Origin of the sequence: Pseudomonas sp. S3E17 (genome assembly GCF_024168685.1) — a bacterium.
Lineage (GTDB): Bacteria > Pseudomonadota > Gammaproteobacteria > Pseudomonadales > Pseudomonadaceae > Aquipseudomonas > Aquipseudomonas marginalis.
In genome coordinates, this window is the sequence record NZ_JALJWE010000001.1 from 2,256,106 (window position 1) to 2,280,963 (window position 24,858).

The 24,858-nt window shown below is 61.9% G+C and carries 22 protein-coding genes; 14 read left to right on the plus strand and 8 right to left on the minus strand.

Going from position 1 to position 24,858, the window contains the following annotated elements:
• Nucleotides 1–126: 126 nt before the first annotated feature.
• Nucleotides 127–1,461 (plus strand): substrate-binding domain-containing protein, encoded by a 1,335-nt coding sequence (locus J3D60_RS09780; RefSeq protein ID WP_253491147.1) that lies wholly within the window; start codon nt 127–129, stop codon nt 1,459–1,461.
• Here J3D60_RS09780 and J3D60_RS09785 read toward each other — a convergent pair.
• Together J3D60_RS09785 and J3D60_RS09790 are read right to left on the minus strand one after the other, a co-directional pair.
• Nucleotides 1,427–2,419, minus strand: coding sequence for a hypothetical protein (locus tag J3D60_RS09785; protein ID WP_253491149.1), 993 nt, complete (start codon nt 2,417–2,419; stop codon nt 1,427–1,429). The two genes, J3D60_RS09780 and J3D60_RS09785, sit on opposite strands and share 35 nt — an antisense overlap.
• Before the next feature lie 97 nt (nt 2,420–2,516).
• Complete coding sequence (locus tag J3D60_RS09790) at nt 2,517–3,746, minus strand: acyl-CoA dehydrogenase (RefSeq protein ID WP_065940115.1); 1,230 nt, start codon at nt 3,744–3,746, stop codon at nt 2,517–2,519.
• 166 nt (nt 3,747–3,912) lie between these two features.
• Here J3D60_RS09790 and J3D60_RS09795 point away from each other — a divergent pair, with 166 nt between their 5' ends.
• The 3 genes from J3D60_RS09795 (at nt 3,913) to J3D60_RS09805 (ending at nt 6,272) form a co-directional block, all read left to right on the plus strand.
• Entirely contained in the window at nt 3,913–4,848 is a 936-nt protein-coding gene (locus J3D60_RS09795; RefSeq protein WP_027606275.1) for a LysR family transcriptional regulator, read from the plus strand.
• Between the two features lie 115 nt (nt 4,849–4,963).
• Nucleotides 4,964–5,356, plus strand: a complete 393-nt coding sequence (locus J3D60_RS09800; RefSeq protein WP_027606274.1) for a MerR family DNA-binding transcriptional regulator — start codon at nt 4,964–4,966, stop codon at nt 5,354–5,356.
• Between the two features lie 16 nt (nt 5,357–5,372).
• Nucleotides 5,373–6,272: a hydroxymethylglutaryl-CoA lyase gene (locus J3D60_RS09805; RefSeq protein ID WP_098479155.1), complete on the plus strand. Its 900-nt coding sequence runs from the start codon at nt 5,373–5,375 to the stop codon at nt 6,270–6,272.
• Nucleotides 6,273–6,814: 542 nt separating this feature from the next.
• Here J3D60_RS09805 and J3D60_RS09810 read toward each other — a convergent pair.
• Nucleotides 6,815–8,452 carry an AMP-binding protein gene (locus tag J3D60_RS09810; protein WP_253491151.1) on the minus strand — a complete coding sequence of 546 codons (1,638 nt, stop codon included), beginning with the start codon at nt 8,450–8,452 and terminating at the stop codon, nt 6,815–6,817.
• A 151-nt stretch (nt 8,453–8,603) separates the two neighbouring features.
• Between J3D60_RS09810 and J3D60_RS09815 the strand changes: the two genes are divergently transcribed.
• From J3D60_RS09815 to J3D60_RS09830, 4 genes are all read left to right on the plus strand, one after another.
• Nucleotides 8,604–9,767 (plus strand): isovaleryl-CoA dehydrogenase, encoded by a 1,164-nt coding sequence (locus J3D60_RS09815; RefSeq protein WP_253491153.1) that lies wholly within the window; start codon nt 8,604–8,606, stop codon nt 9,765–9,767.
• An 11-nt stretch (nt 9,768–9,778) separates the two neighbouring features.
• Nucleotides 9,779–11,386 carry a carboxyl transferase domain-containing protein gene (locus J3D60_RS09820; RefSeq protein ID WP_253491155.1) on the plus strand — a complete coding sequence of 536 codons (1,608 nt, stop codon included), beginning with the start codon at nt 9,779–9,781 and terminating at the stop codon, nt 11,384–11,386.
• A gap of 133 nt (nt 11,387–11,519) precedes the next feature.
• On the plus strand, nt 11,520–12,326 hold the full coding sequence (locus J3D60_RS09825; protein WP_253491157.1) for a gamma-carboxygeranoyl-CoA hydratase: 807 nt from the start codon (nt 11,520–11,522) through the stop codon (nt 12,324–12,326).
• Complete coding sequence (locus J3D60_RS09830; RefSeq protein WP_253491160.1) at nt 12,323–14,248, plus strand: acetyl/propionyl/methylcrotonyl-CoA carboxylase subunit alpha; 1,926 nt, start codon at nt 12,323–12,325, stop codon at nt 14,246–14,248. Before J3D60_RS09825 ends, J3D60_RS09830 begins: the two co-directional genes overlap by 4 nt.
• Here the strand turns inward: J3D60_RS09830 and J3D60_RS09835 are convergent.
• Nucleotides 14,245–14,880, minus strand: coding sequence for a LexA family transcriptional regulator (locus tag J3D60_RS09835; protein WP_253491163.1), 636 nt, complete (start codon nt 14,878–14,880; stop codon nt 14,245–14,247). The genes J3D60_RS09830 and J3D60_RS09835 overlap by 4 nt on opposite strands.
• Nucleotides 14,881–15,011: 131 nt before the next feature.
• Here J3D60_RS09835 and J3D60_RS09840 point away from each other — a divergent pair, with 131 nt between their 5' ends.
• Together J3D60_RS09840 and J3D60_RS09845 are read left to right on the plus strand one after the other, a co-directional pair.
• Complete coding sequence (locus J3D60_RS09840; protein WP_253491165.1) at nt 15,012–15,362, plus strand: DUF3077 domain-containing protein; 351 nt, start codon at nt 15,012–15,014, stop codon at nt 15,360–15,362.
• Nucleotides 15,363–15,825: 463 nt separating this feature from the next.
• The gene (locus J3D60_RS09845) at nt 15,826–16,977 is read left to right on the plus strand and encodes a M14-type cytosolic carboxypeptidase (protein ID WP_065940124.1); all 1,152 of its coding nucleotides are present in this window, start codon (nt 15,826–15,828) and stop codon (nt 16,975–16,977) included.
• Between the two features lie 18 nt (nt 16,978–16,995).
• Here J3D60_RS09845 and J3D60_RS09850 read toward each other — a convergent pair whose 3' ends face one another.
• Nucleotides 16,996–17,535 carry a cytochrome b gene (locus J3D60_RS09850; RefSeq protein ID WP_065940125.1) on the minus strand — a complete coding sequence of 180 codons (540 nt, stop codon included), beginning with the start codon at nt 17,533–17,535 and terminating at the stop codon, nt 16,996–16,998.
• Nucleotides 17,532–18,614 (minus strand): catalase family peroxidase, encoded by a 1,083-nt coding sequence (locus J3D60_RS09855; protein ID WP_253491167.1) that lies wholly within the window; start codon nt 18,612–18,614, stop codon nt 17,532–17,534. The genes J3D60_RS09850 and J3D60_RS09855 overlap by 4 nt, the downstream gene beginning before the upstream one ends.
• A 169-nt stretch (nt 18,615–18,783) precedes the next feature.
• Here J3D60_RS09855 and J3D60_RS09860 point away from each other — a divergent pair, with 169 nt between their 5' ends.
• From J3D60_RS09860 to J3D60_RS09875, 4 genes are all read left to right on the plus strand, one after another.
• Nucleotides 18,784–19,290: an RNA polymerase sigma factor gene (locus J3D60_RS09860; protein WP_253491169.1), complete on the plus strand. Its 507-nt coding sequence runs from the start codon at nt 18,784–18,786 to the stop codon at nt 19,288–19,290.
• Entirely contained in the window at nt 19,287–20,024 is a 738-nt protein-coding gene (locus tag J3D60_RS09865) for an anti-sigma factor (protein WP_027606261.1), read from the plus strand. Before J3D60_RS09860 ends, J3D60_RS09865 begins: the two co-directional genes overlap by 4 nt.
• 62 nt (nt 20,025–20,086) lie before the next feature.
• Entirely contained in the window at nt 20,087–21,181 is a 1,095-nt protein-coding gene (gene zapE / locus J3D60_RS09870) for a cell division protein ZapE (protein WP_253491172.1), read from the plus strand.
• A gap of 39 nt (nt 21,182–21,220) precedes the next feature.
• Complete coding sequence (locus J3D60_RS09875; protein ID WP_253491174.1) at nt 21,221–22,525, plus strand: protein kinase; 1,305 nt, start codon at nt 21,221–21,223, stop codon at nt 22,523–22,525.
• A gap of 154 nt (nt 22,526–22,679) precedes the next feature.
• On the opposite strand, the gene J3D60_RS09880 is transcribed toward J3D60_RS09875, so the two are convergent.
• Both J3D60_RS09880 and J3D60_RS09885 read right to left on the minus strand, forming a co-directional pair.
• Complete coding sequence (locus J3D60_RS09880; protein ID WP_027606258.1) at nt 22,680–23,387, minus strand: YebC/PmpR family DNA-binding transcriptional regulator; 708 nt, start codon at nt 23,385–23,387, stop codon at nt 22,680–22,682.
• Between the two features lie 109 nt (nt 23,388–23,496).
• Nucleotides 23,497–24,822, minus strand: a complete 1,326-nt coding sequence (locus J3D60_RS09885; protein ID WP_253491176.1) for an MFS transporter — start codon at nt 24,820–24,822, stop codon at nt 23,497–23,499.
• Nucleotides 24,823–24,858: the final 36 nt, after the last annotated feature.

Below are 24,858 nucleotides of genomic sequence, written 5' to 3' on the forward strand. Positions count from 1 at the left end.
AATGTGGGAGGGGGCTTGCCCCCGATCGCGGTGTATCAGTAACAGATAAGCTGACTGTCAGTCACATTATTGAAATCCAACTGACTTAATCTCGCCGCACTCCCTTTGGCTTGAGAAGGTGCCGGCATGATGCTGCGCGTTCTGTTCCTGTTGTGTAGTGCGTTGTCCCTCTGCGTCATGGCTGCGCCCCTGCCCGTTCCCGATCAAGGCCCGGCTTTGCGCATCCAGGGTTCCAACACCATTGGCGCGGCGCTGGGGCCGGCGTTGGTCAAGGGGTTGATGGAGCATCAGGGCCTGCAGGCGGTGCACAGCGAACCGGCCGAGGGCGCCAATGAACAGCGCGTGATCGGCAAGACGCGCCAGGGCAGGACGGTGACCGTCGAGGTGGCGGCCCATGGTTCCAGCACGGGGTTTGCCGCGCTGAAAAACGCCAGCGCCGACCTGGCCGCCTCGTCCCGGCCGATAAAAGACAGTGAACTGGTGGACCTCGAACCGCTCGGCGACCTGAAAAGCCCCGAGGCCGAACAGGTGATCGCCATCGACGGCCTGGCCATTATCCTCAACCCGCGCAACCCGCTGAATACGTTGAACACCGAGCAACTGGCGCAGATTTTCAACGGTGAAATCAATACCTGGGAAGCATTGGGCGGGATCGGCGGCACCATTCACCTGTACGCGCGGGATGATCAATCCGGCACCTATGACACCTTCAAGGACCTGGTGCTGCGCCTGCGCGGCAAGCCCCTGGCCGCGTCCGCCAAGCGCTTCGAGTCCAGCGAAGCGTTGTCCGATGCGGTGAGCCGGGATCCCCAGGGCATCGGTTTTATCGGCTTGCCTTACGTGCGCCAGGCCAAGGCGGTGGCGATTGTCGATGGCGACTCGCAACCGATGCTGCCGTTGAACAGCCTGATTGCCACCGAGGATTACCCGCTGTCACGCCGGCTGTTCTTCTACCTGCCGCCCTCCTCCGGCAACCCGTGGGCCAAGGCCCTGGTGGACTTTGCCCAGAGCAGCAAAGGCCAGGCGATTGTGGCGGCCAATGGGTTTATTGCGCAGCAGGTGCAGGCGATGACGGTGGAGCCACGCCCTTCGATGCCCGACGATTACCAGGCGATTGCCCGCGACGCCCAGCGTTTGAGCGTGAATTTTCGCTTCGAGGAAGGCAGCGCCAGCCTGGACAACAAGGCGCGCCAGGACGTGCAGCGCGTCGTGGCCTATATAAAGCGCCACAACCAACTCGACAAGCAGGTAACGCTGGTGGGATTCGGCGATGCCAAGAATGACCCGCAACGGGCCGCGCTGCTCTCGAAGCTGCGGGCGATGGCGGTGCGCCGGGAGTTGGTCAAGAACGGCGTGGTATTGCGCGATATTCGTGGGTTTGGCGCACAGATGCCGGTGGCGGCGAATACGGCGGATGAGGGGCGGATCAAGAATCGGCGGGTGGAGGTTTGGGTGTACTGAGACCTGGTGCAACATTCCGGCTCAAATGAGCGCGGCTCAATGCACATGCCAAGTAAGCCAGCGTATCAGCGTTATTTATTGCTGCGTCTATTCTTCGAGTCGGATCTTGTTGAAACCTGCGCATTCGCACATAGGCATTAAGGTCTGTCGAACTCATTCCATAGTAGGCTGCAGGTGTTGACACCTTGCCTGTCGCCTTGCCCTCGACAATCGCCCTGGCCTTGTTGTCAATCTCAGTCGCCGCCGTGGCTTGGGCCTGGCGCAGCAACTCTGGATTCAATTGTTTATTCTTGGACATGGATGCCCACATGTAGTCAGCTTCGGATTTTATGTAGTAATGGTCTGAAGTCTTGGCATAGGCATGGGAAACTTCATGGAGAATCAAACTTGCAGTTGTTTCAATGTCCCGATCGAGTACAGAGCGAATATTCAGGTATAAGTTGGTTTTTTCTTTATGTTCCAGTACGCATCCGTTATAGGAAATATCGGGTTTATCCGCGCCACCAACAGCTACTATCTTCTGAGGATTATTGGCGTAGAACTCAACTCCCCGCTCCATTTGCAGAAATTTCTGGCGCAACGTGTTGAGGGTGGACTCGGTGTTACATCCCAGGTAACCCGCGACGGTTCCATGATATGAGGAGGGCTCGCCCAGGGCTTGCAGAGCGTTGCGAAGGATTTCACTTGCTCGATGAAACGCTTGGCGCAGATTGTCAGCCATCAAGGGTTCGGATTTTTCTATGCTAGCAAGCCCGCGATAGGTTACATGACCGTGACGACCTTTCCTGCATTCCAGAAGATGGTCATGAAGCTGTCTGCCCACGGTTGTTTTTTGCTGGCGACTGCCTTGCAGTGCATCTGAGCCGGCCCCGACATCCGCAGTCCGCCCACTCACATCGCGTGCATCTGCAATCGATGGTCGGGCAACAGCATGGGATGTCGGGGATATACTCAGCATTGAGTCTTCCTTTAAAGAGTGGTCTCCTTCGAAAACTAATCCAATGCTGCCGCCAGCAACTGTAGGCTTTGTCTTTAGCGCAACAACCACCGCACTTTTATTGACCGACGCGCATCAACTCTTTAGGCACATACTTGCCGATCTCGAACTTGCCGATGGCCGCGCGGTGCACTTCGTCCGGGCCGTCGGCCAGGCGCAGGGTACGTTGCATGGCGTACATGTAGGCCAGCGGGAAGTCGTTGGAAACGCCGGCGCCGCCGTGGATCTGGATCGCGCGGTCGATCACCTTCAACGCCACGTTCGGCGCCACCACCTTGATCTGGGCGATTTCACTTTTCGCCACTTTATTGCCCACGGTGTCCATCATGTACGCCGCTTTCAAGGTCAGCAGGCGCGCCATGTCGATTTCCATGCGTGAGTCGGCGATCTTGTCGATATTGCCGCCCAGGCGCGCCAAAGGCTTGCCGAACGCGGTGCGGCTGACGGAGCGTTTGCACATCAGTTCCAGCGCGCGCTCGGCCATGCCGATGGAGCGCATGCAGTGGTGGATACGGCCCGGGCCAAGGCGGCCTTGGGCAATCTCGAAGCCTCGGCCTTCACCCAGTAGTACGTTTTCGTACGGCACGCGGACATTGTCGAAGAGCACTTCGGCGTGACCGTGGGGCGCGTCGTCGTAGCCGAACACCGGCAGCGGGCGTACGATTTTCACGCCGGGGGCGTCCACCGGCACCAGGATCATCGAGTGCTGCTGGTGGCGCGGTGCATCCGGGTTGCTCAGGCCCATGAAGATCAGGATCTTGCAGCGCGGGTCGCAGGCGCCGGAGGTCCACCATTTCTTGCCGTTGATCACCCACTCGTCGCCCTGGCGCTCGGCGCGGGCGGCCATGTTGGTGGCGTCCGAGGACGCCACATCGGGCTCGGTCATGGCGAAGGCCGAACGGATCTCGCCGCGCAGCAGCGGTTCGAGCCAGCGTTGTTTCTGCTCTTCGTTGGCGTAGCGCACCAGCACTTCCATGTTGCCGGTGTCGGGGGCGGAGCAGTTGAACGGCTCCGGACCCAGCAGCGAGCGGCCCATGATCTCGGCCAGGGGGGCGTATTCAAGGTTGGTCAGGCCGGCGCCCAGTTCGGACTCGGGCAGGAACAGGTTCCACAGGCCTTCGGCTTTCGCCCGGGCCTTCAGCTCTTCCATGATGGCGGTGGGCTGCCAGCGGTCGCCTTCGTTGACCTGGCGTTCGAACACCGGCTCGGCAGGGTAAACGTAAGCGTCCATGAACGCTGTAACACGTTCACGCAGTTCCTGAACCTTGGGCGAATAGGCGAAATCCATGAGCAGCTCCCTTCTTTGAGAGGTTGTTTAGGTCATGCAATCGATGCTAGAACAGCGTTGATAATTTACCTAGCCTATTCTCGGCGTGTATTAACATTCATCACCGATATATGATCGACGTATGAGCACGTAACAAATCGCCACCTAATAATAAGAGCGCAACCCAATGAATCTGAGCAAGGTCGACCTCAACCTCTTTATCGTCTTCGACGCGATCTACACCGAAGCCAACCTGACCCGCGCCGGGCAGATTGTCGGCATCACCCAGCCGGCGGTGTCCAACGCCCTGGCGCGCCTGCGCGAGACGTTCAACGACCCGCTGTTCGTGCGCACCGCCCAAGGCATGGTGCCCACGCCGATGGCGCAGAACATCATCGGCCCGGTGCGCAATGCGCTGTCGTTGCTGCGGGTGTCGGTGCAGGAAAGCCGCATCTTCAACCCACAGCAGGCGGCCAAGACCTACCGCATCAGCATGACCGACCTCACCGAAGCGGTGATTCTGCCGCTGCTGTTCCAACGCCTGCGCCGCCTGGCGCCCACCGTGGTGATCGAGAGTTTCCTGTCCAAACGCCGCGAGACCACCAAGGAACTGGCGGCCGGGCGCCTGGATTTTGCCGTGGATGCGCCGCTCAATACCGACCCGCAGGTACGCCACGTCAAGCTGATGGAAGACCGCTACGTGTGCGCCATGCGCAAGGGCCATCCCATGGCGGGCAAGGACAAGTTCACCCTGGATGACTACCTGTCGCTGACCCATATCCATATCTCCAGCCGCCGCAACGGTTTGGGCCATGTCGACCTGGCCCTGGGCAAGATGGGCATCCAGCGCAAGATCGCCCTGCGCTCCCAGCATTACCTGATGGCCTCGCAAGTGTTGCAGCAGACCGACATGGTCATGACCGTGCCCGAACGTTTCGCCCGCCGCCATGAGCTGCATTGGTTCAACCTGCCGGTCAATGACGTGCCACCGGTGGAAACCCACCTGTACTGGCATGAAAGTACCGACCAGGACCCGGCCAACCGCTGGATGCGCGAGCAGATGATCGAGTTGTGCCAGCAAGTCACCGCCCACGAGAAGAAGCTGGACAAACAACAGGCCTGAGGCTGAAGAACGCCCCCTGTGGCTGGGGGCTTGCCCCCGATGGGCTGCGCAGCGGCCCTTGACGTTTACGTCAACCTGCCATTAGCTTAGCGCCAAGACCTTCTTGAGCGCCCCCATGAGCACGACCTACAGCATCTCCGACCTCGCCCGCGAGCTCGACATCACCACCCGCGCCATTCGTTTCTATGAAGAACAAGGCCTGCTGGCCCCGGAACGCCGGGGCCAGGAGCGCATTTATTCGGCGCGGGACAAGGTCAGCCTCAAGCTGATCCTGCGGGGCAAACGCATCGGTTTTTCCCTGGCCGAGTGCCGTGAGCTGATCGAACTCTACGACCCCACCGGCGGCAACCAGATCCAACTCAACAGCATGCTGGCCAAGATCGCCGAGCGCCGTGAGCAGTTGGAACAGCAACTGCTGGATATCGAACAAATGAAGCTGGAGCTGGACACCGCCGAAGAGCGTTGCACCCAGGCCCTGGCCCAAACCATGGGCCAGGTTGGCCATTGATCAGAAGGTAGCTGCCATGTCCCTCCCCTCCCATGTGCGCCTGGTGGAAGTTGGCCCGCGCGACGGCTTGCAGAACGAAGCCCAGCCCATCAGCGTGGCCGACAAGGTCCAATTGGTGGATGCCCTCAGCGCGGCGGGCCTGAGCTATATCGAAGTCGGCAGTTTTGTCTCGCCCAAGTGGGTGCCGCAAATGGCCGGTTCCGCCGACGTGTTCGCGCAGATCCAGCGCAAGCCCGGCGTAACCTACGGTGCGCTGGCGCCAAACCTGCGTGGTTTCGAGGACGCGCTGGCGGCGGGCGTAAAGGAGGTGGCGGTGTTTGCCGCAGCCTCCGAGGCGTTTTCCCAGCGCAATATCAACTGTTCCATCAGCGAAAGCCTGGAGCGTTTTGCGCCGATCATGGCGGCGGCGAGGCAGCACGGCATCAGCGTGCGCGGCTATGTGTCCTGTGTGCTGGGTTGCCCTTACGAAGGTGAGATTGCACCGGAACAGGTGGCGGCGGTCGCGCGGGAGTTGTATGCCATGGGCTGCTACGAGGTCTCCCTGGGCGACACCATCGGCACCGGCACGGCGGGCACCACGCGGCGGCTGTTCGAGGTGGTCGGCGCGCAGGTGCCACGGGACAAACTGGCGGGCCACTTCCATGACACCTATGGCCAGGCCATCGCCAATATCTATGCCGGCCTGCTGGAAGGCATTACGGTATTCGACAGCTCTATTGCAGGCCTCGGCGGCTGCCCCTATGCCAAGGGCGCCAGCGGTAACGTCGCTACCGAAGATGTGCTGTACCTGCTCAATGGCCTCGGGATCGACACCGGCATCGACCTGGATGCATTGATTCGCGCGGGCCTGCACATCAGCCACGTCCTCGGCCGCCCCACCGGCTCGCGCGTAGCCAAGGCACGGACAGCCGGTTGAGTAGCGTAGCCGTGACAATGTGTTACCGCACGGCTACACATCGAGTAACACGGGAACATATTTTGTCGTATTTTCTGTAGGCCAAGCCCTACTAAAAAACTAACCAATTGATCTTAAAGAGATTTTAAAAGTTGGCACGCCTTCTGCTATCTCTATGACATAACAAGAATAAAAAGCGCCAAACCTAATAAAAATAAGACGAAACGACTCTGACATAACAAAAACAACACGGCAGAGACGCAGCTAACAGATTTTTTTGGAGAAGATGTGCTTCGCAGGGTACGGCATGCCGAAACCCGCAACCGGTTAGAGAAAAATAAAACTACCTCAGGTAGCTACCCACTGGTTGGATCGTTAACGAAGAAGCAGATCAGCGCTCAAAAAAATACGTTTGCTCTTGACCCCGGATGGGGGTCGCCAAAAACAGCGGTAAAGGGTAACGGTTGCCAAAAACAACAATAGACCGCCCCTCAATAATAAAAAAAGAGCACGCAACGACAAATTAAAGGGGACCTTCGGGTCCCCTTTGTGCTTTCTGGCCTTTAACCCTGCCCTGCCCCCAGCTCTTCGATCGAGATCTCGCGCATGCGGAATTTCTGGATCTTGCCCGTCACCGTCATCGGAAACTCCTCCACGAACTTGAAGTACCGGGGCGTCTTGAAGTGCGCGATGCGGCCCTTGCACCAGGCCTGCAGTTCCAGTTCGCTGGCCACATGACCGGGATGCAGCTTGACCCAGGCCACGATCTCCTCGCCGTAGCGCTCGTCCGGAATGCCGATGACCTGCACATCGGCCACCGCCGGGTGGGTGAAGAAAAACTCTTCCACCTCGCGCGGGTACACGTTTTCGCCACCGCGAATGATCATGTCCTTGTTGCGCCCGGCGATGCACACATAGCCGTGGGCATCCATGGTGGCCAGGTCGCCGGTGTGCATCCAGCCCGCAGCGTCGATGGCGTCGCGGGTGCCGTCGGGGTTGTTCCAGTAGCCGAGCATCACGCTGTAGCCACGGGTGCACAGTTCGCCGACCTGGCCACGGGGCAGCGTGTTACCGGCTTCATCGATGATCTTGCTTTCCAGTTGCGGCTGGGTGCGGCCGACGGTGGTCACGCGGCGCTCCAGATCGTCATCCGCGCCGGTTTGCAGGGATACGGGGCTGGTCTCGGTCATGCCGTAGGCAATCTGCACCTCGCCCATGTGTAATTCGCCGATGACCCGGCGCATCACCTCAATGGGGCACGTGGCGCCGGCCATGATGCCGGTGCGCAGGGTGGACAACTCGAACTCGCCCCGGCGCGGGTGATCGAGCAGGGCAATAAACATGGTGGGCACGCCGTACAGGCCGGTGGCACGTTCTTCGGCGACGGCGGTGAGGGTCAGCAGCGGATCGAAGCCGTCATTCGGGTAGATCATGGTGGTGCCATGGGTAATGCAGCCCAGGTTGCCCATCACCATGCCGAAGCAGTGGTACAGCGGCACCGGGATCACCAGGCGGTCCTGCGCGGTGAGGCCCAGGCTTTCGCCGACCATATAGCCGTTATTGAGGATGTTGTGATGACTGAGGGTGGCGCCCTTGGGGAACCCGGTGGTGCCGGAGGTGTACTGGATATTGACGGCTTGATCGAAGTGCAGGCTGGCCTGGCGGCTGTGCAACTGCTCGAGCGGCAGGCCCGCACCGAGGGCCGCCAGTTCCGACCAGGGCAGGAAGCCCGGGGGCGGGCTGGGGTCGAGGCTGATCATGCCACGCAGCTCAGGCTGCAATGCCTGCAGCATCGCGTGGTAGTCGGAGGTCTTGAACGCGCCGGCGCACACCAGCCATTCGCAGCCGGACTGCTTGAGCACGTAGTCCAGTTCACTGCTGCGGTACGCCGGGTTGATATTGACCAGGATCACGCCAATCTTGGCGCTGGCGATCTGGCTGATGCACCATTCGGCGCAATTGGGCGCCCAGATACCCAGGCGGTCGCCGGTCTGCATACCCAAGGCCAGGAACGCGCGGGCGTGCACCTCGACGGTCTCGGCCAGTTGCCGCCAGGTGTAGCGACGCTGCTGATGGCGCACCACAAGGGCTTCGCCATCGGGGTATTGCGCCACGGTGTGATCGAAGGCCTGGCCAATGGTCATGGCCAGCAGGCTCTTGTCCTGGGAGCCACGGCTGTAGCTCGGATGCGGTTGATCCATAACGACCCCTGTTGTCTTTTTTGTAGGTTGACGTAAACGTAAACTACGATTGACAGCGCCGTAACGCAAGCTTACGTTAACGTAAAGGTGAGCGCCCTTTCCCTGACGCGCCCTCCACACAACAACAACGCTTACATTAAGGTGCCTGTCCATGAGTTACCCGTCCCTGAACTTCGCCCTCGGTGAAACCATCGACATGCTGCGCGACCAGGTGCAGTCCTTCGTGGCCAAGGAAATCGCGCCCCGTGCGGCACAGATCGACATCGACAACCTGTTCCCCGCCGACCTGTGGCGCAAGTTCGGGGACATGGGCCTGCTGGGCATCACCGTACCGGAAGAATACGGCGGCGCCGGCCTGGGTTACCTGGCCCACGTGGTGAGCATGGAAGAAATCAGCCGTGGCTCGGCCTCGGTGGCGTTGTCCTACGGCGCCCACTCCAACCTGTGTGTGAACCAGATCAACCGCAACGGTACTCACGATCAGAAACTCAAGTACCTGCCCAAACTGATCAGCGGCGAGCACGTCGGCGCCCTGGCCATGAGCGAACCCAACGCCGGTTCCGACGTGGTCTCGATGAAACTGCGCGCCGACAAACACGGCGACCACTATGTGCTCAACGGCAGCAAGACCTGGATCACCAACGGCCCCGACGCCAGCACCTATGTGATCTACGCCAAGACCGACCTGGAAAAGGGCCCCCACGGCATCACCGCGTTTATCGTCGAGCGCGACTGGAAAGGCTTCAGCCGCAGCAACAAGTTCGACAAGCTCGGCATGCGCGGCTCCAACACCTGCGAGCTGTTTTTCGATGACCTCGAAGTGCCGGAAGAAAACATCCTCGGCGTGCTCAACGGCGGCGTGAAAGTGCTGATGAGCGGCCTCGATTACGAGCGCGTGGTGCTGTCCGGCGGCCCCACCGGGATCATGCAGGCGTGCATGGACCTGATCGTGCCGTACATCCACGATCGCAAGCAGTTCGGTCAAAGCATCGGCGAGTTCCAGCTGATCCAGGGCAAGGTCGCCGACATGTACACCCAGCTCAACGCCAGCCGCGCCTACCTCTACGCGGTGGCCCAGGCCTGCGAACGCGGCGAAACCACGCGCAAGGATGCGGCCGGGGTGATCCTGTACAGCGCCGAACGCGCCACGCAAATGGCCCTCGACGCGATCCAGATCCTCGGCGGCAATGGCTATATCAATGAATTCCCCGCCGGGCGCCTGCTGCGGGACGCAAAGCTGTATGAAATCGGCGCCGGCACCAGTGAGATCCGGCGGATGCTGATCGGTCGCGAACTCTTCAACGAAACCCGCTGAAGGAGCGTCCCATGGCCACCTTGCACACCCAGCTCAACCCACGCTCAGCGGAGTTCGCCAGCAACAGCACGGCGATGCGCCAACAGGTCGACGCCCTGCACACCCTGCTCGCCCATGTGCAGCAAGGCGGCGGCGCCAAGGCCCAGGAGCGTCACACCTCGCGCGGCAAACTGCTGCCGCGCGAGCGCATCAATCGCCTGCTGGACCCGGGCTCGCCGTTCCTCGAACTCAGCCAACTGGCCGCCCATCAGGTGTATGGCGAAGACGTGCCCGCCGCCGGCGTGATCGCCGGCATCGGCCGCGTGGAAGGCGTCGAATGCATGATCGTCGCCAACGACGCCACGGTCAAAGGCGGCTCCTACTACCCGCTCACGGTGAAAAAACACCTGCGCGCCCAGACCATCGCCGAACAGAACCGCCTGCCATGCATCTACCTGGTGGACTCCGGCGGCGCCAACCTGCCGCGCCAGGATGAAGTGTTTCCCGACCGCGAACACTTCGGGAGGATCTTCTTCAACCAGGCCAACATGAGTGCCCAGGGCATCCCGCAGATCGCCGTGGTGATGGGCTCGTGCACCGCCGGTGGCGCCTACGTGCCGGCCATGGCCGACGAAGCGATCATGGTGCGCAACCAAGCCACCATCTTCCTGGCCGGCCCGCCGTTGGTGAAGGCGGCTACCGGTGAAGTGGTCAGTGCCGAAGACCTCGGCGGTGCCGATGTGCACTGCAGGATCTCTGGCGTGGCCGACCACTATGCCGACAGTGATGAACACGCCCTGGCCCTGGCCCGCCGCAGCGTGGCCAACCTCAATTGGCGCAAGCAAGGCCAATTGCTGCAACGCGCGCCCGTGGCGCCGTTGTACAGCAGCGAAGAGCTCTACGGCGTGATCCCGGCCGATGCCAAGCAGCCGTTCGATGTGCGCGAAGTGATCGCACGGCTGGTGGATGGCTCGGTGTTCGATGAGTTCAAGGCACTGTTCGGCACCACCCTGGTGTGCGGCTTCGCGCATGTGCACGGCTACCCGATCGCGATCCTGGCGAACAACGGGATTCTGTTCGCCGAGGCCGCGCAAAAAGGCGCGCACTTTATCGAGCTGGCCTGCCAACGCGGGATTCCGTTGCTGTTCCTGCAGAACATCACCGGGTTTATGGTCGGCCAGAAATACGAAGCCGGAGGCATCGCCAAGCACGGCGCCAAGTTGGTGACTGCAGTGGCGTGCGCCAAGGTGCCGAAATTCACGGTGATCATCGGCGGCAGCTTCGGCGCCGGCAACTACGGCATGTGCGGCCGCGCCTATGACCCACGTTTTTTGTGGATGTGGCCCAACGCGCGGATTGGCGTGATGGGCGCCGAACAGGCTGCGGGCGTGCTGGTGCAGGTCAAGCGTGAGCAGGCTGAACGGGCAGGCGTCGGCTTCAGCACTGAAGAGGAAGCGGCGATCAAGCAGCCGATCCTCGACCAGTACGAAACCCAGGGTCACCCTTATTACTCCAGCGCACGCCTGTGGGACGACGGCGTCATCGACCCGATGCAGACCCGCGATGTGCTGGCCCTGGCCTTGTCCGCCGCGCTGAATGCCCCCATCGAGCCGAGCCGCTTCGGCGTGTTCCGCATGTAACCTGTAGGAGCGAGCTTGCTCGCGAAGGTCGTTAACGATAACGCGAGCATTCTGGATGAACGCGTTGCCTGGACGTTTTTCGCGAGCAAGCTCGCTCCTACAGGAGACCTCTCATCATCATGGAGCTCCTTGCATGAGCGATTTCAATACCCTCGAACTGATCACCGACAGCCGTGGCTTTGCCACGTTGTGGCTCAGCCGAGAAGCCAAGAACAACGCGTTCAACGCCGAGATGATCCGCGAACTGATCATCGCCCTCGACCATGTGCAAGGTGATGCGTCCCTGCGTTTCCTCGTCCTGCGTGGGCGCGGCAGGCACTTCAGCGCCGGTGCCGACCTGGCCTGGATGCAGCAGTCGGCCGAACTGGATTACCACACCAACCTGGACGACGCCCGCGAACTGGCGGAGCTGATGTACAACCTGGCCAAGCTGAAAATCCCCACCCTGGCAGTGGTGCAAGGCGCGGCCTACGGCGGCGCGCTGGGCTTGATCAGTTGCTGCGACATGGCCATCGGCGCCGATGATGCGCAGTTCTGCCTGTCGGAAGTGCGCATTGGCCTGGCCCCGGCCGTGATCAGCCCGTTCGTGGTGCAGGCCATCGGCGAGCGGGCGGCGCGGCGCTATGCCCTGACCGCCGAGCGTTTTGGCGGCCAGCGTGCACGGGAAATCGGCCTGCTGGCGGAAAGCTACCCGATTGGTGAACTGGACCAGCAGGTGGAACAGTGGGTCACTAACCTGCTGCAAAACAGCCCGGCGGCGATGCGCGCCAGCAAGGACCTGCTGCGCGAAGTCGGTAACGGCGCGCTCACCCCTGCCCTGCGCCGCTATTGCGAAAATGCCATTGCGCGCATCCGTGTCAGCGCCGAAGGCCAGGAGGGCTTGCGCGCGTTCCTGCAAAAACGCCCACCCAGCTGGCAACCCCAGGAGCCGCGTTCATGAGCACGCTCACCACCTTACTGGTGGCCAACCGCGGCGAGATTGCCTGCCGGGTGATGCGCACCGCCAAGGCCATGGGCCTGACCACCGTGGCGGTGCACAGCGCCGTCGACCGTGATGCGCGACACAGCCGCGAGGCGGATATTCGTGTCGACCTGGGGGGCAGCAAAGCCACCGAGAGCTACCTGCAAATCGACAAATTGATCGCCGCCGCCCAGGCCAGCGGTGCCCAGGCCATTCACCCAGGCTACGGCTTCCTGTCGGAAAACGCCGGGTTTGCCCGTGCGATCGAGGCGGCGGGGCTGATCTTCCTCGGGCCGCCCGCCTCGGCCATCGACGCAATGGGCAGTAAGTCCGCCGCCAAGGCACTGATGGAAACCGCCGGCGTGCCCCTGGTGCCGGGGTATCACGGCACAGAGCAGGACCTGGAAACCTTCCGCGCCGCCTGCGAGCGCATCGGCTATCCGGTACTGCTCAAGGCCACGGCCGGGGGCGGCGGCAAGGGCATGAAGGTGGTGGAGGATGTCAGCCAACTCGCCGAAGCCCTGGCCTCGGCCCAACGTGAGGCGCTGTCGTCCTTCGGCAATGGGCAGATGCTGGTGGAGAAATACCTGCTCAAGCCTCGCCACGTAGAGATCCAGGTGTTTGCCGATCAGCACGGGCATTGCCTGTACCTCAATGAGCGGGATTGCTCGATCCAGCGTCGACACCAAAAGGTCGTCGAGGAAGCCCCGGCACCAGGGCTGAGCGTTGCACAGCGCAAGGCCATGGGCGAAGCGGCGGTGCGTGCGGCCCAGGCCATCGGTTATGTCGGCGCGGGCACGGTGGAGTTCTTGCTGGATGCGCGCGGCGAGTTTTTCTTCATGGAGATGAACACGCGACTGCAGGTGGAACACCCGGTCACCGAAGCGATTACCGGCCTGGACCTGGTGGCCTGGCAGATTCGCGTCGTCCAGGGCGAGGCGCTGCCGATCACCCAGGAGCAGGTGCCATTGATCGGCCATGCGATTGAAGTGCGTTTGTACGCCGAAGACCCGGCCAACGACTTCCTGCCCGCCACCGGGCACCTGGCGCTGTATCGCGAGTCCGCGCCGGGCCCAGGGCGTCGCGTGGACAGTGGTGTCGAGCAAGGAGACGACGTGTCGCCGTTCTATGACCCGATGCTCGGCAAGCTGATTGCCTGGGGCGAAGACCGTGAACAGGCGCGCCTGCGCTTGCTGAGCATGCTCGACGAGTTTGCCGTGGGTGGGCTGAAGACCAACCTGGGCTTCCTGCGGCGCATTATTGGTCATACGGCATTTGCGGCGGCTGAGTTGGATACCGGGTTCATTCCGCGCTATCAGGATGAGCTGCTGCCGGTGGCCGGGACTTTGAGCGATGCGTTCTGGCAAGCCGCAGGTTCGGCCTTCATGCAGAGCTTGCCTGCGGGTGACGGGCCATGGGCGGACACCGGTGGATTCCGTGCAGGGCTGCCCGCCGAGGTCTCGCTGCACTTGAGTTGCAATGGCCAGGACCGCCTGGTAACACTGGCCGCCGGCGCCGCGACATTGCAGGGCGAACAGTTAGTGATCGAACACCAGGGCGTCCGTCGTTCACATCTGGCAGTGCGCAACGAGCACACGGTTTTCCTGCGTTGGGACGGCGAGATGCAGGGCGTGAGCCTGTTCGATCCGATTGCCGCTGTCGAGGCCAACCAGTCGCACCAGGGCGGCCTCACGGCACCGATGAACGGCAGCATCGTGCGGGTGCTGGTGGACGTCGGCCAAACGGTCGAGGCCGGCACCCAGTTGGTGGTGCTCGAAGCGATGAAGATGGAGCACAGCATCCGCGCGCCCCAGGCCGGGGTAGTCAAGGCGCTGTTCTGCCAGGAGGGCGAAATGGTTGCCGAAGGGTGTGCGTTGGTGGAGCTCGAAACGGCGGACTAGAACTTCACCGTGGCTTGCACGACGACGCCGAGGATGCGGCAATCGACGGTGAACAGCAGTTTCGGGTAGGTGGGGTTGAGCGGCACCAGGTAGAGCTGGCCGCTCTCTTCCAGCAACTGCCGGAAGGTCGCCTGGGTACTGCCGGCCCGTTGGGCGACTACCAATTTGCCGGGTTCGGCGGCGATGGCCGGATCTACCAGGATCATCATCCCCGCTGCGATGCTCGGGCCGCTGAGCGCGGTCATGGCGTCGCCCGTCACCGGCAGCCAGAAGGCGTCTCCCCGGGCGTGGTAATCCGTCGGTTCGAAGCGTGCGGCGCCATAGGCCGGGCGCTCTTCGCGCGTTTCGCCCAGGCCTTTCCACTCGCTGACCGGGTAGCGAAAATACGCCGTGTACTGTCTTGCCGGGTCTACGACCTCGTCGGCCTTCTCACGCAGCTCCTGCACCACTTCCAAGTCGCCCAGCCCCAACTCTGCCAGCACCCGGTTCATATCCGCCAGGCTCGGCACGCGGCGCTTGTTGAGCCAGTGGCCAACGCCCCCCTGGGACATGCCCAAGCGTTCAGCCAGCTCACCCTGGGTGACCTTGCGGTCTTTCATGTTGGCCTTGACCAACGCTATCCATTTATCCATGGCCGCGGACAATACGTCAGCCAGTTTCCAGGGCAATAAACAGTTTGTAGTAATCCATAAAACGACATAAATACGATACGTACTATCATCGAGCATAAGGTTTTCGACACCCACCCAGAGTACCGCCCCTTATGACGACGAGCCCGCATTTCCTGCCTGAAACACCCGAAAACGATGACGTGCAAAACCTGCGCAGCAGCGGTGCTGCCCAGCGTGCCTTGGACTTTTACTTGAAAGAAAATATGTCAGCACCCGTCCCGGATGACAGCTTTTTCGCCATCAAGCCCGGCATCAGCCAGGAGGAAGCCCTGGTGCACGCCTCGGACCTGTTGCGCAGTGCCGCCGCCACGGCCTACGAATCAGCGAGCAGCCATCAGGGCAACCAGCGCGACCTGGCGTTTTCAGTGGTGTATTTGATTGATATGGCGAAGGCGATGGTCGAGCGGTCGTTGCAGGTACCGGAGGTTCGGGCGAACGGATAACAGCCGCGAAAGAAAAATATTTCTATCCCATGGATAAAAACATTTGACTTGCAAATGATAATGATTATTATTGGGCTCAGCTGATCGCGAGATCAGTCGATAGACCAAGGGACCTTAGGTCGGACTCTTGGAATATCTCCTCATCAGGCTAATCACGGTTTTTGACCCGGCTCTTTGGCCGGGTCTTTTTTTTGCCAGTTTCCCTGGCATGGCTTCAGGCTAATGAAGACTGTGTGTTGCTTGATGGCGCGCATGGTAGCAAAAGACCATCGCCAAAAGAAAGCCAGTCCAGTGCTCCAGCGCACATCTCTGCGAAATAGCGCTTGAGAATCAATCTCATAGATTCTAAGCTGCGGCGGCGTCACGGACGACGCCCCCCTCCCCGCAACAATTTTGCATCCAGGCTTTACCACACTCCTGTGTAATATAGCCGCCACAACACTCATATTCAGGCAACCAGACTATGACCGTGGCCTTGACCTCCATCAAGATCAGCACCGACTTCGACAGTGGCAATATCCAGGTGCTCGACGCCAGCGACGCCTACCAGTTGCTGCTGGCCATCCAGCCCGATACCCGCAGCCACCATTACCAATGGTTCCACTTCAAAGCCGAAGGCATGCACGTGGGCCACACCCATAATTTTCGCCTGAGCAACGCCGGTGGTTCTTCGTATAAGCACGCCTGGAGCGGCTACAACGCTGTCGCGTCTTATGATCACGTCAACTGGTTCCGAGTCCCTACGCGCTTCGACGGCGAGATCCTGCACATCAGCCTCGAAACCCGTGAGAAGCATGCCTGGTTGGCCTACTTCGAGCCCTACAGCCGCGAACGCCACGACTGGCTGATCGACCAGGCCCTGAAGTACGCCGGCACCCAAGTGCTGGCCACCGGCAAAAGTGTCGAGGGCCGCGATATTCAACTGTTGCGACGTGGCAAAGGCGGCGAAGGCCGACGCAATGTCTGGATCATTGCCCAGCAGCACCCCGGCGAACACATGGCCGAATGGTTCATGGAGGGCATCATCGAACGCCTGCAACAGGATGGCGATGCCGAGATGAAAAAGCTCCTGGCCGTTGCCGACCTGTACCTGGTGCCGAACATGAACCCCGACGGCGCCTTCCACGGTCACCTGCGCACCAACGCCATGGGCCAGGACCTCAATCGCGCCTGGCAAAGCGCCAGCCAGGAGATCAGCCCGGAAGTGCTGTTCGTGCAACAGCAAATGCAGCAGTACGGTGTCGACCTGTTCCTCGATATTCACGGCGACGAAGAAATCCCCTACGTGTTCACCGCTGCCTGCGAAGGCAACCCCGGCTACACCCCGCGTATCGAAGCGCTGGAAAAACGCTTCCGCAGCCATTTGAGTTCGCTGACCCGTGACTTCCAAACCACCCACGGCTACACCCGCGACTTGCCGGGCGAAGCCAATATGACCCTGGCCTGCAATGCCGTCGGCGAGCAGTACGACTGCCTGTCCCTGACCCTGGAAATGCCGTTCAAGGACAACGACGACGCCCCCAATCCGAAAACCGGTTGGTCAGGCGAACGCTCCAAACAGCTGGCCAAGGACGTCTTGAGCACCGTGGCCGATATCGTCACGGTCCTGCGCTAACGCCCCTGGCCCCCGGCATCAGTCCTTGGTGCCGGTCATGCTCTGCAGCACACCATCGCGCCGAATCAACCCATGGAACAGCGCCGCCGCCAGGTGCAGCAGTACCGTCAGGAACAGCAGGTACGCCAGATACCCATGGGCCTTGCGCAATAGCGCAAACAGCGGTGCATCCGCCGCCACCAGCGCCGGCAACTGCACCGAACTGCTGAGCATCACCGGATCGCCCGCCGCCGAAATCATCGCCCAGCCCAGCAGCGGCAATACCAGCATCAACCCATACAAGACCAGATGGGACGCCTTGGCTGCCAGCACCTGCCACAGCGGCAAGTCAGACGGCAACGGCGGCTGGCGGGTAGAGAAGCGCACCGCCAGGCGCACGATCACCAGCACCAGGATCGCGATCCCCAGCGGCTTGTGCAGGTGGATCAACCACTCATGCCGCTCCGACACTGACGCCGCCAGGCCTGCGCCGATAAACAACATGGCGATGACCATCAGCGCCATCAACCAGTGCAGCAGGCGCGCCAGGGGCGCAAAAAACCGTGGTTGGGCATTCATGGCTTCGACTCCGCTGGGGCTCTGTGCAAGGGGCTGACTTCACCGGCACGGCGCAGGTACGAACTGGCATACGCCGCCGAGCGTGCAGCCAGCAGCGGGTCATTGGAGGCTTCGATGCCGCTGGGCAAAATCAACGGATCGAAATTAATGTCGCGACAATCGCCGTCGGCCTGGGGCTGGCTGCTTTGCAGCACCAGGGTGCCGGCATTCAGCACCTTGTGCTCACCGCTCCAGGGTTTGCTCGCATCATCCAGCGGGTCGCCGGGGTTGGCCAGGGTCATGTTCAATTGCCAACGCAACGGCCCTGAGGCCAGGCGTTGCACCAGGTCTTTCTCCAGAAAGTCGGCGCCCGCTGGTGCGGTCTCCCCCGCTGCATCCTGACTCTGGGGCACTACGCCCCAGCGCACGGCCTGGCGCTTGCCCTCGGCACTCACCAGGTAAAACGCGTTGATACCGTTATAGGTTTCGGTCGCATAACTGGCCGATGGCCTGGCCGTCTTGACCCACGCCAGGAATGGCGCCGCCTCAGGGTGAGCGGCAAAAAACGCCGGCATATTCGCCGGGTTCGGTTTGCCGGTGGCCGGGTCCGGCGCGCCGGCCTTGAGCAACTGGTAGAACGCCTCGGGCGTGCCCACCGGGAATACCGGCATGCTGTTCATGCCGGTGCGCCATTGCTGGCCGTTGTCCAGGCTGAACTGCACGGCAAAGCTGCGGATCGGCACACTGCTGTCCGGCGCATAGGGGTTGCCGCTGGGCAGGGCGAAGCGGCCGATCAACGGCGTCCTGGCCGCACTGAACACCTCGGCGCGGGAGTAGGCACGCGCCTCGGCACTGCTTTCGAAATACCCGGCCACGCACACGCCCTTGGCATGGTTACGCCGGAATCCCGGGTGCACGCCGTTGTTGGTTTCCAGGGCATTGACCAGGGTTTTCGGGCGCAGGCGTTGTGGGTCGAGGCTGCCGTTGACGTAGGCAAATGCCCCGGCCATAACCGCAACCACGGCACCAATACCCGCAAGCCGCGCGATCAGGCTCGCCGTGCTTAACGGAGGACGTGGCGGTGATGAGTGATCTACCATGAACAGACTCCAGGGCCTGAAGGCCTTTGGGGGTAACCATAAGGTCGGAGCATTAAGACGAACGCCGATCCGCTCTATTCCCAGGCCCTGGATTTATTTTCCACGGCCGGGAATAACCGTTCACGCCGGACGTCTCTCTAGTCCCAGCGTAGTGACCAGCCAGACGCCCATGCATGAACTCGACGAACCGTTACGTGAACTCATCCCCAGGCTGCGGCGTTTCGCTGTGTCCCTGACCCGTAACGCCAGCAGTGCCGACGACCTGGTGCAGGCGACCCTGGAGCGGGCGATCACCCGTTGGGCCGACAAACGCATCGAGGGCGATCTGCGCGCCTGGCTGTTCTCGATCCTCTACCGGCAGTTCCTCGATGCCCACCGCCGCACCCGGCGCTATGCACGCATGCTGGAATTCTTTACCGGCCGCGATGATGCGCAGCCGTCGGTGGAGCGCACCGTCATCGCCCAGGCGACCCTGCAAGCCTTCGACCAACTCAACGCCGAACAACGCGCGCTGCTGTTGTGGGTGTCGGTGGAGGGTTTGAGCTACAAGGAAGTCGCGCAAATACTCGAGGTGCCGATCGGCACCGTGATGTCGCGCCTGTCCCGGGCGCGCCAAGCGTTGCGTCAACTCAGCGATGGCGACATCGCCAGCCCTTCCCTGCGGATACTCAAATGATCAGCCTGCCCCCCAGCGAACGCGACCTGCATGCCTACGTCGATCACCAACTCCTGGACAGTGATCGCCGTGTGCTCGAAACCTACCTGGCCGCCCACCCCGAGGTCGCGGCCCAAGTGCAGGCGTGGCAGCAGGACGCGCAATTGCTGCGCGCGTCCTTGAGCGGCGCCCTGCAACAGCCGGCCAACCCGGCGCTGGACCCGGCGCTGATTCGCCAGCGCCTCAAGCACCAGACGCGCCGCCGCTTTGCCACCGCCGCAGTGCTGCTGATGGCCGTCAGCCTCGGTGGCCTCGGCGGCTGGCAGGCCCGTGAAGCCACGCAACCGCCGCTGCTGCCGATGGCCGATGCGATGCAAGCGTTCCGCCTGTTTGCCCAGGAGGGCATCATGCCCGCCGACTACAACGGCCAGGACCGCGGCACGATGCAGGCGTGGCTCGACCGCTACTTCAATCAAGCCCATCGCCTGCCGGACTTGAGCCAGGCGGGCTTCACGCCCGTCAGCGGGCGACTGCTCACTACCGATCAAGGCGCCGCCGCCATGGTGCTGTACCAGGACGCACAAGGTCGACGCCTCAGCTTCTACATCCGCCCACCTGGCCCGGACAACGGTTTCCTGCCCCGTGGCGAGCGCACGGCGGATGGGTTGCAAGCGCAATACTGGTCCGGCGGTGGCTACAACTATGCGGTGGTCAGCCCGGCCGGCCAGGCGACGCCACCCCTGCAGCCGTTCTAGATTGGTCAAATCGCCACCGGCGCCCTAAAGTAAGCGACCACCGCACTACAGAGTGACTCGCATTGGCCGTGCTCCCCCTTATCCGTCGTTTGCTCGGTAAAAAAACCGACACACTGGACGACACGCCCATCCAGACGTTCTTTCAGGACAAAGCCCGGCAACTGGGTTACACCCTCAGTGCTGGTCAAGCCCAGGCCATCACCGCGATGGCGCGCCAGACCCGGCACCTGCTCGCCAGCCAGCCGACCCGCAGCCTGTACCTGCACGGCCCGGTGGGGCGCGGCAAAAGCTGGCTGCTGGACGGTTTCTTCCAGGCGCTGCCTATCGCCGAGAAACAACGCGTGCATTTCCATGAGTTTTTCGCCCGACTGCACCGCGGTATGTTTACGCACCAGGCGACGGACGATGCCTTGGCCATGACCCTGGACGAACTACTCGACGGCTGTCGCGTGCTGTGTTTCGACGAGTTCCACGTGCACGACATCGGCGATGCCATGCTGATTACCCGGCTGTTCAAGGCCCTGTTCCAGCGTGGCGTGTGGGTGCTGGTTACCTCCAATTATCCACCCGAAGGGCTGTTGCCCAACCCGCTGTACCACGAGCGCTTCAAGCCGGTGATCGACTTGATTGCCGCGCGGATGGATGTGCTGGAAGTCAGTTCGCCCGATGACTTTCGCAGCCTGCCCCAGGCCCATGCCGCGCAGCGTTTTACCACAGGCTGTTACTTGTGGCCGGGCACGCAGGCCCAGCGTGCGGCGCTCGGCCTGCCGGTCAGCGGCGGCCCGCCGCAGACGCTGACGGTGGGCCACCGCACATTGATCTGCCGCCAGCATCATGCACGCACCATCGTATTCACCTTCAACGACCTGTGCGAACAGCTGACGGCGGTGATGGACTACCTGTTGCTGTGCGAGGCGTTCGATCACTGGGTCATCGACGGACTGCCCCGCCTGGCAGACTGCCCGATCGCCGTGCAGCAACGTTTTATCAACCTGGTGGACGTGCTTTACGACAAGGACAAGCACCTGATCCTGATCGGCGAACAACCGCTGGCACAGGCCATGAGCGGCCAGGCCATCGACCTGGCGCGCACCGCCAGCCGCCTGAACCAATTGCAACAGGCCAACCCGCAACGGGTGCGCGACCCGGTATCATGAGCGCCATTTACGCCCCCTTGCCGAGTGACCGCGCCGTTCATGAATACCCTCGCACAACTCAAGGCCGGCCACTTGGCCGGCATTACGCGCCTGGACCTGTCCTGCGGGCTCACCGAATTTCCTGAGGAAATCTTCGGGCTGGCCGACTCCCTGGAAATCCTCAACCTCAGCGGCAATGCCCTGAGCCGCCTGCCCGACGACCTGCACCGCCTGCCGCACCTGCGCGTGCTGTTCTGCTCGGACAACGCCTTTACCGAACTGCCGGAATGCCTGGGCCAATGCGCCAAACTGAGCATGATCGGCTTCAAGGCCAACCAGATCAGCCACGTGCCCGCCGCCGCGCTGCCGCCGTTGCTGCGCTGGCTGATCCTCACCGACAACCGCATCAGCCAGTTACCCAGCGAGTTGGGCGAGCGGCCGCTGCTGCAGAAACTGATGCTCGCCGGGAACCAACTGACGCAGTTGCCGCAGAGCCTGGCCAACTGCAGCAACCTGGAGCTGATCCGCATTGCCTCCAACCGCCTCACGCGCCTGCCCGAGTGGCTGTTGACGCTGCCGAGCCTGACGTGGCTGGCCTATGCGGGCAACCCGGTGGAAATGGCCGTGGATGTGGCGGTAGACGACGCGACAGCGGCTATTCCCTGGACGGAACTGGAACTCGCCGAGGTGCTGGGCGAAGGTGCCTCAGGGGTGATTCGCAAGGCCCTGTGGACCCCCACGGCCAAGCCCGTCGCCGTCAAGCTGTACAAAGGCACGATCACCAGCGACGGCTCGCCGCTGCACGAAATGCAGGCCTGCATCGCCGCCGGGTTGCACCCTAACCTGATCAAGGTGCAAGGCCGCGTGGTGGGTGCCCCCGAGGACCAGGCCGCATTGGTCATGGACCTCATCGACCCGAGCTACCGCAACCTCGCCGCCCTGCCGAGCCTGGCCTCGTGCACCCGCGATGTCTACGACCCCGCCACTCGCTTCAGCCTCGACGTAGCCTTGCGCATGGCCCGGGGCATCGCCTCCGTGGCGGCGCATCTGCACCGGCACGGCATCACCCATGGCGACCTGTACGGGCACAATATCCTGTGGAATGAAGCGGGCAATTGTTTGCTTGGGGACTTTGGCGCGGCGTCGTTCCATGCCAAGGCAGACACCTTGGAAACACGAGCCTTGCAACGCATTGAAGTGCGCGCGTTCGGGGTGTTGCTGGGGGAATTGCTGGAGCGGGTTGAAGCGGGGTTGTCTGACGAGGTGCTGTTGGATTTGCAGAAAAGCTGTTGCCAGCCCGACGTGTTGGCACGGCCGAGCTTCGAAGAAATCAACGCCCTGCTGCAATCCATCCAACACCACTAAACAAATGTGGGAGGGGGTTTGCCCTAATGCCAGTCAGTTAAGCGTACATCGCCTCCTGTAGGAGCGAGCAAGCTCGCTCCTACAAAAAGCCTTAAATGACTGGCATTAAGGCTTGCCCCTCCCACATTTTGAATGCGTTTCTTCAGTTGATAAATCAGCCCGCCAGGCCGACGAACATATCCTGCACGTCATCATGGTTGTCCAGGCCTTCGAGGAAGGCTTCGACTTCAGCCATCTGCTCATCGGTCAGACCACTTACCGGGTTCTTCGAGATGTAGCCCAACTTGGCCGACAGCACGGTGAAACCCTGTTCCGGCAGGGCCTTTTGCACGGCGTCCAGGTCGGTGGTCTCGGTGATGAACAGGGTGGTGCCTTCTTCTTCGCCGTCTTCAAAGTCCTGCGCACCGGCTTCGATCGCGGCCATTTCCGCATCGGCATCCGGGGTGTCCGGCGAGGCTTCGATCAGGCCGACATGGTTGAAATCCCAGGCCACGGAGCCGGAAGCACCCAGCTGCCCCTTGCGGAACGCCACGCGGATTTCCGCCACGGTGCGGTTGATATTGTCGGTCACACACTCGACGATCAGCGGTACCTGATGCGGGGCGAACCCTTCGTAGGTCACGCGGTGGTATTGCACGGTTTCACCGAGCAGACCGGCGCCCTTCTTGATCGCGCGTTCCAGGGTTTCCTTGGGCATCGAGGCCTTTTTGGCCTGTTCCACCACCAGACGCAGGTGGGCGTTGGTCGCGGTGTCGGCACCGTTGCGGGCGGCGATGGTGATTTCTTTCACCAGCTTGCCGAAGATCTTGCCCTTGGCATTGGATGCCGCTTCTTTATGTTTGACTTTCCACTGTGCGCCCATGACTCACTCTCTTCTATACATCGCGCCGAAACGTCTACTGGCCGGCGCTTTGGGGGCAGAGTTTATAGGGCAAAAACGCTCTGATCCACCAAAAAACCGGCCATACCCCTCAGGTTCGCAAGGGTTTGATCGCCCCAAGGCGGTCCGGCACGAAATCCCCGACCTGGGCCAGCACGGCCGGCCTGGCGTTCCAGTAGGGCATCAGCACCAGCGAGGAAAACAGCGCGGCACCGGCAAACACGATAAACACCGTCACCGTATCGAAGTAACCCGGCAGCAACCCGCCGAGGATCGCCCCCACCGAACCGCAACCGTTCACAAAGCCTGCGGCCGTCGCCCCCGCCTTGGCGGTGCCGAAGTCGATGGCGGCGGTGCTGCTGATCATCGAGTCCGGCCCGTAGAGGGTCAGGCCCATGACAAACAGCAACGCCATCACCAGCACCACGCTGCCGGTGTGTAGTGCGCCCATGAACAGCGCCAGGGCCATGGTCAGGGCCAGCAGGCTGAGCACGCAGGCCGGCATGCGGCGGGCGCCGAACAGTTTGTCGGACGCCAGCCCGATCAGCACTGGCCCCAGCAAACCGGCCAGTTCGAACGCCGTCGGCACGATGGCCGCGCCGACCTTGCCCACCGACGGCATCTGCTCATACACAATCACCGGCCCCCACAACAGGATTGCGTAGCGCGCCGGTTTCAGCAGGAAGTACGCCAGCCCCAGGGTCAAGACAGTGCGGTTACGCAAAATCGCCCGCAGCGGTTCCAGCACGCTGATGCGCTTCTCGGCGGCGGCCTCCTCGGCGCTCAACAGCTGCTCCGGTTCCACGGCCGGCAAGCCCACGTCCTGGGGCGTGTTGCGCTGGAAGAGAAAGAACAGCAGCGCCACACACGCCACCACCGCCGCACTGGAGATAAACGCCGCATGCCAGCTGCCGATCAGGGTGTAGGCCCACCACCCGGCAAAGGGCGACGCCACCAGGCCGCCGAAGGCGTAGCACGAACTCCATAGCCCCAACACTCGCCCGCGCTGCTGCGCCGGGAAGAAACTGCCGAGGTTCTTGCACAATCCCGACCAGCCGGTGGACTGCGCCAACCCCTGGATCAACATGCAGCTGATAAAGATCGGCAAGGTGGCGAACGTGCCCATCACCAGCGCCGCAGCGGCAGAAATCAGTAACCCGCCGAGCACCACGACACGCGGCCCGAAGCGGTCAGCCAGCATGCCCCAGGTAAACTGCCCGACGGCATAGGCCGCCAGGTAAATGCCATCCAGGTTGGCCATCATCATTTTGTCGAGGGGGAAACTCGGGTCGTCGACGATCCCCAGCTTGGCCACGGAAAATGCTTTGCGAGTGAAATAGAACGCGGCGTACGCCAGCCAGGTGATGGCGAAAATCTGCACGCGCCAACGCTTGATGCTACCCATAGGGATATTCATGGTGGTTCTGACCTCAGGTGAGTGTGCCGGCAGAAT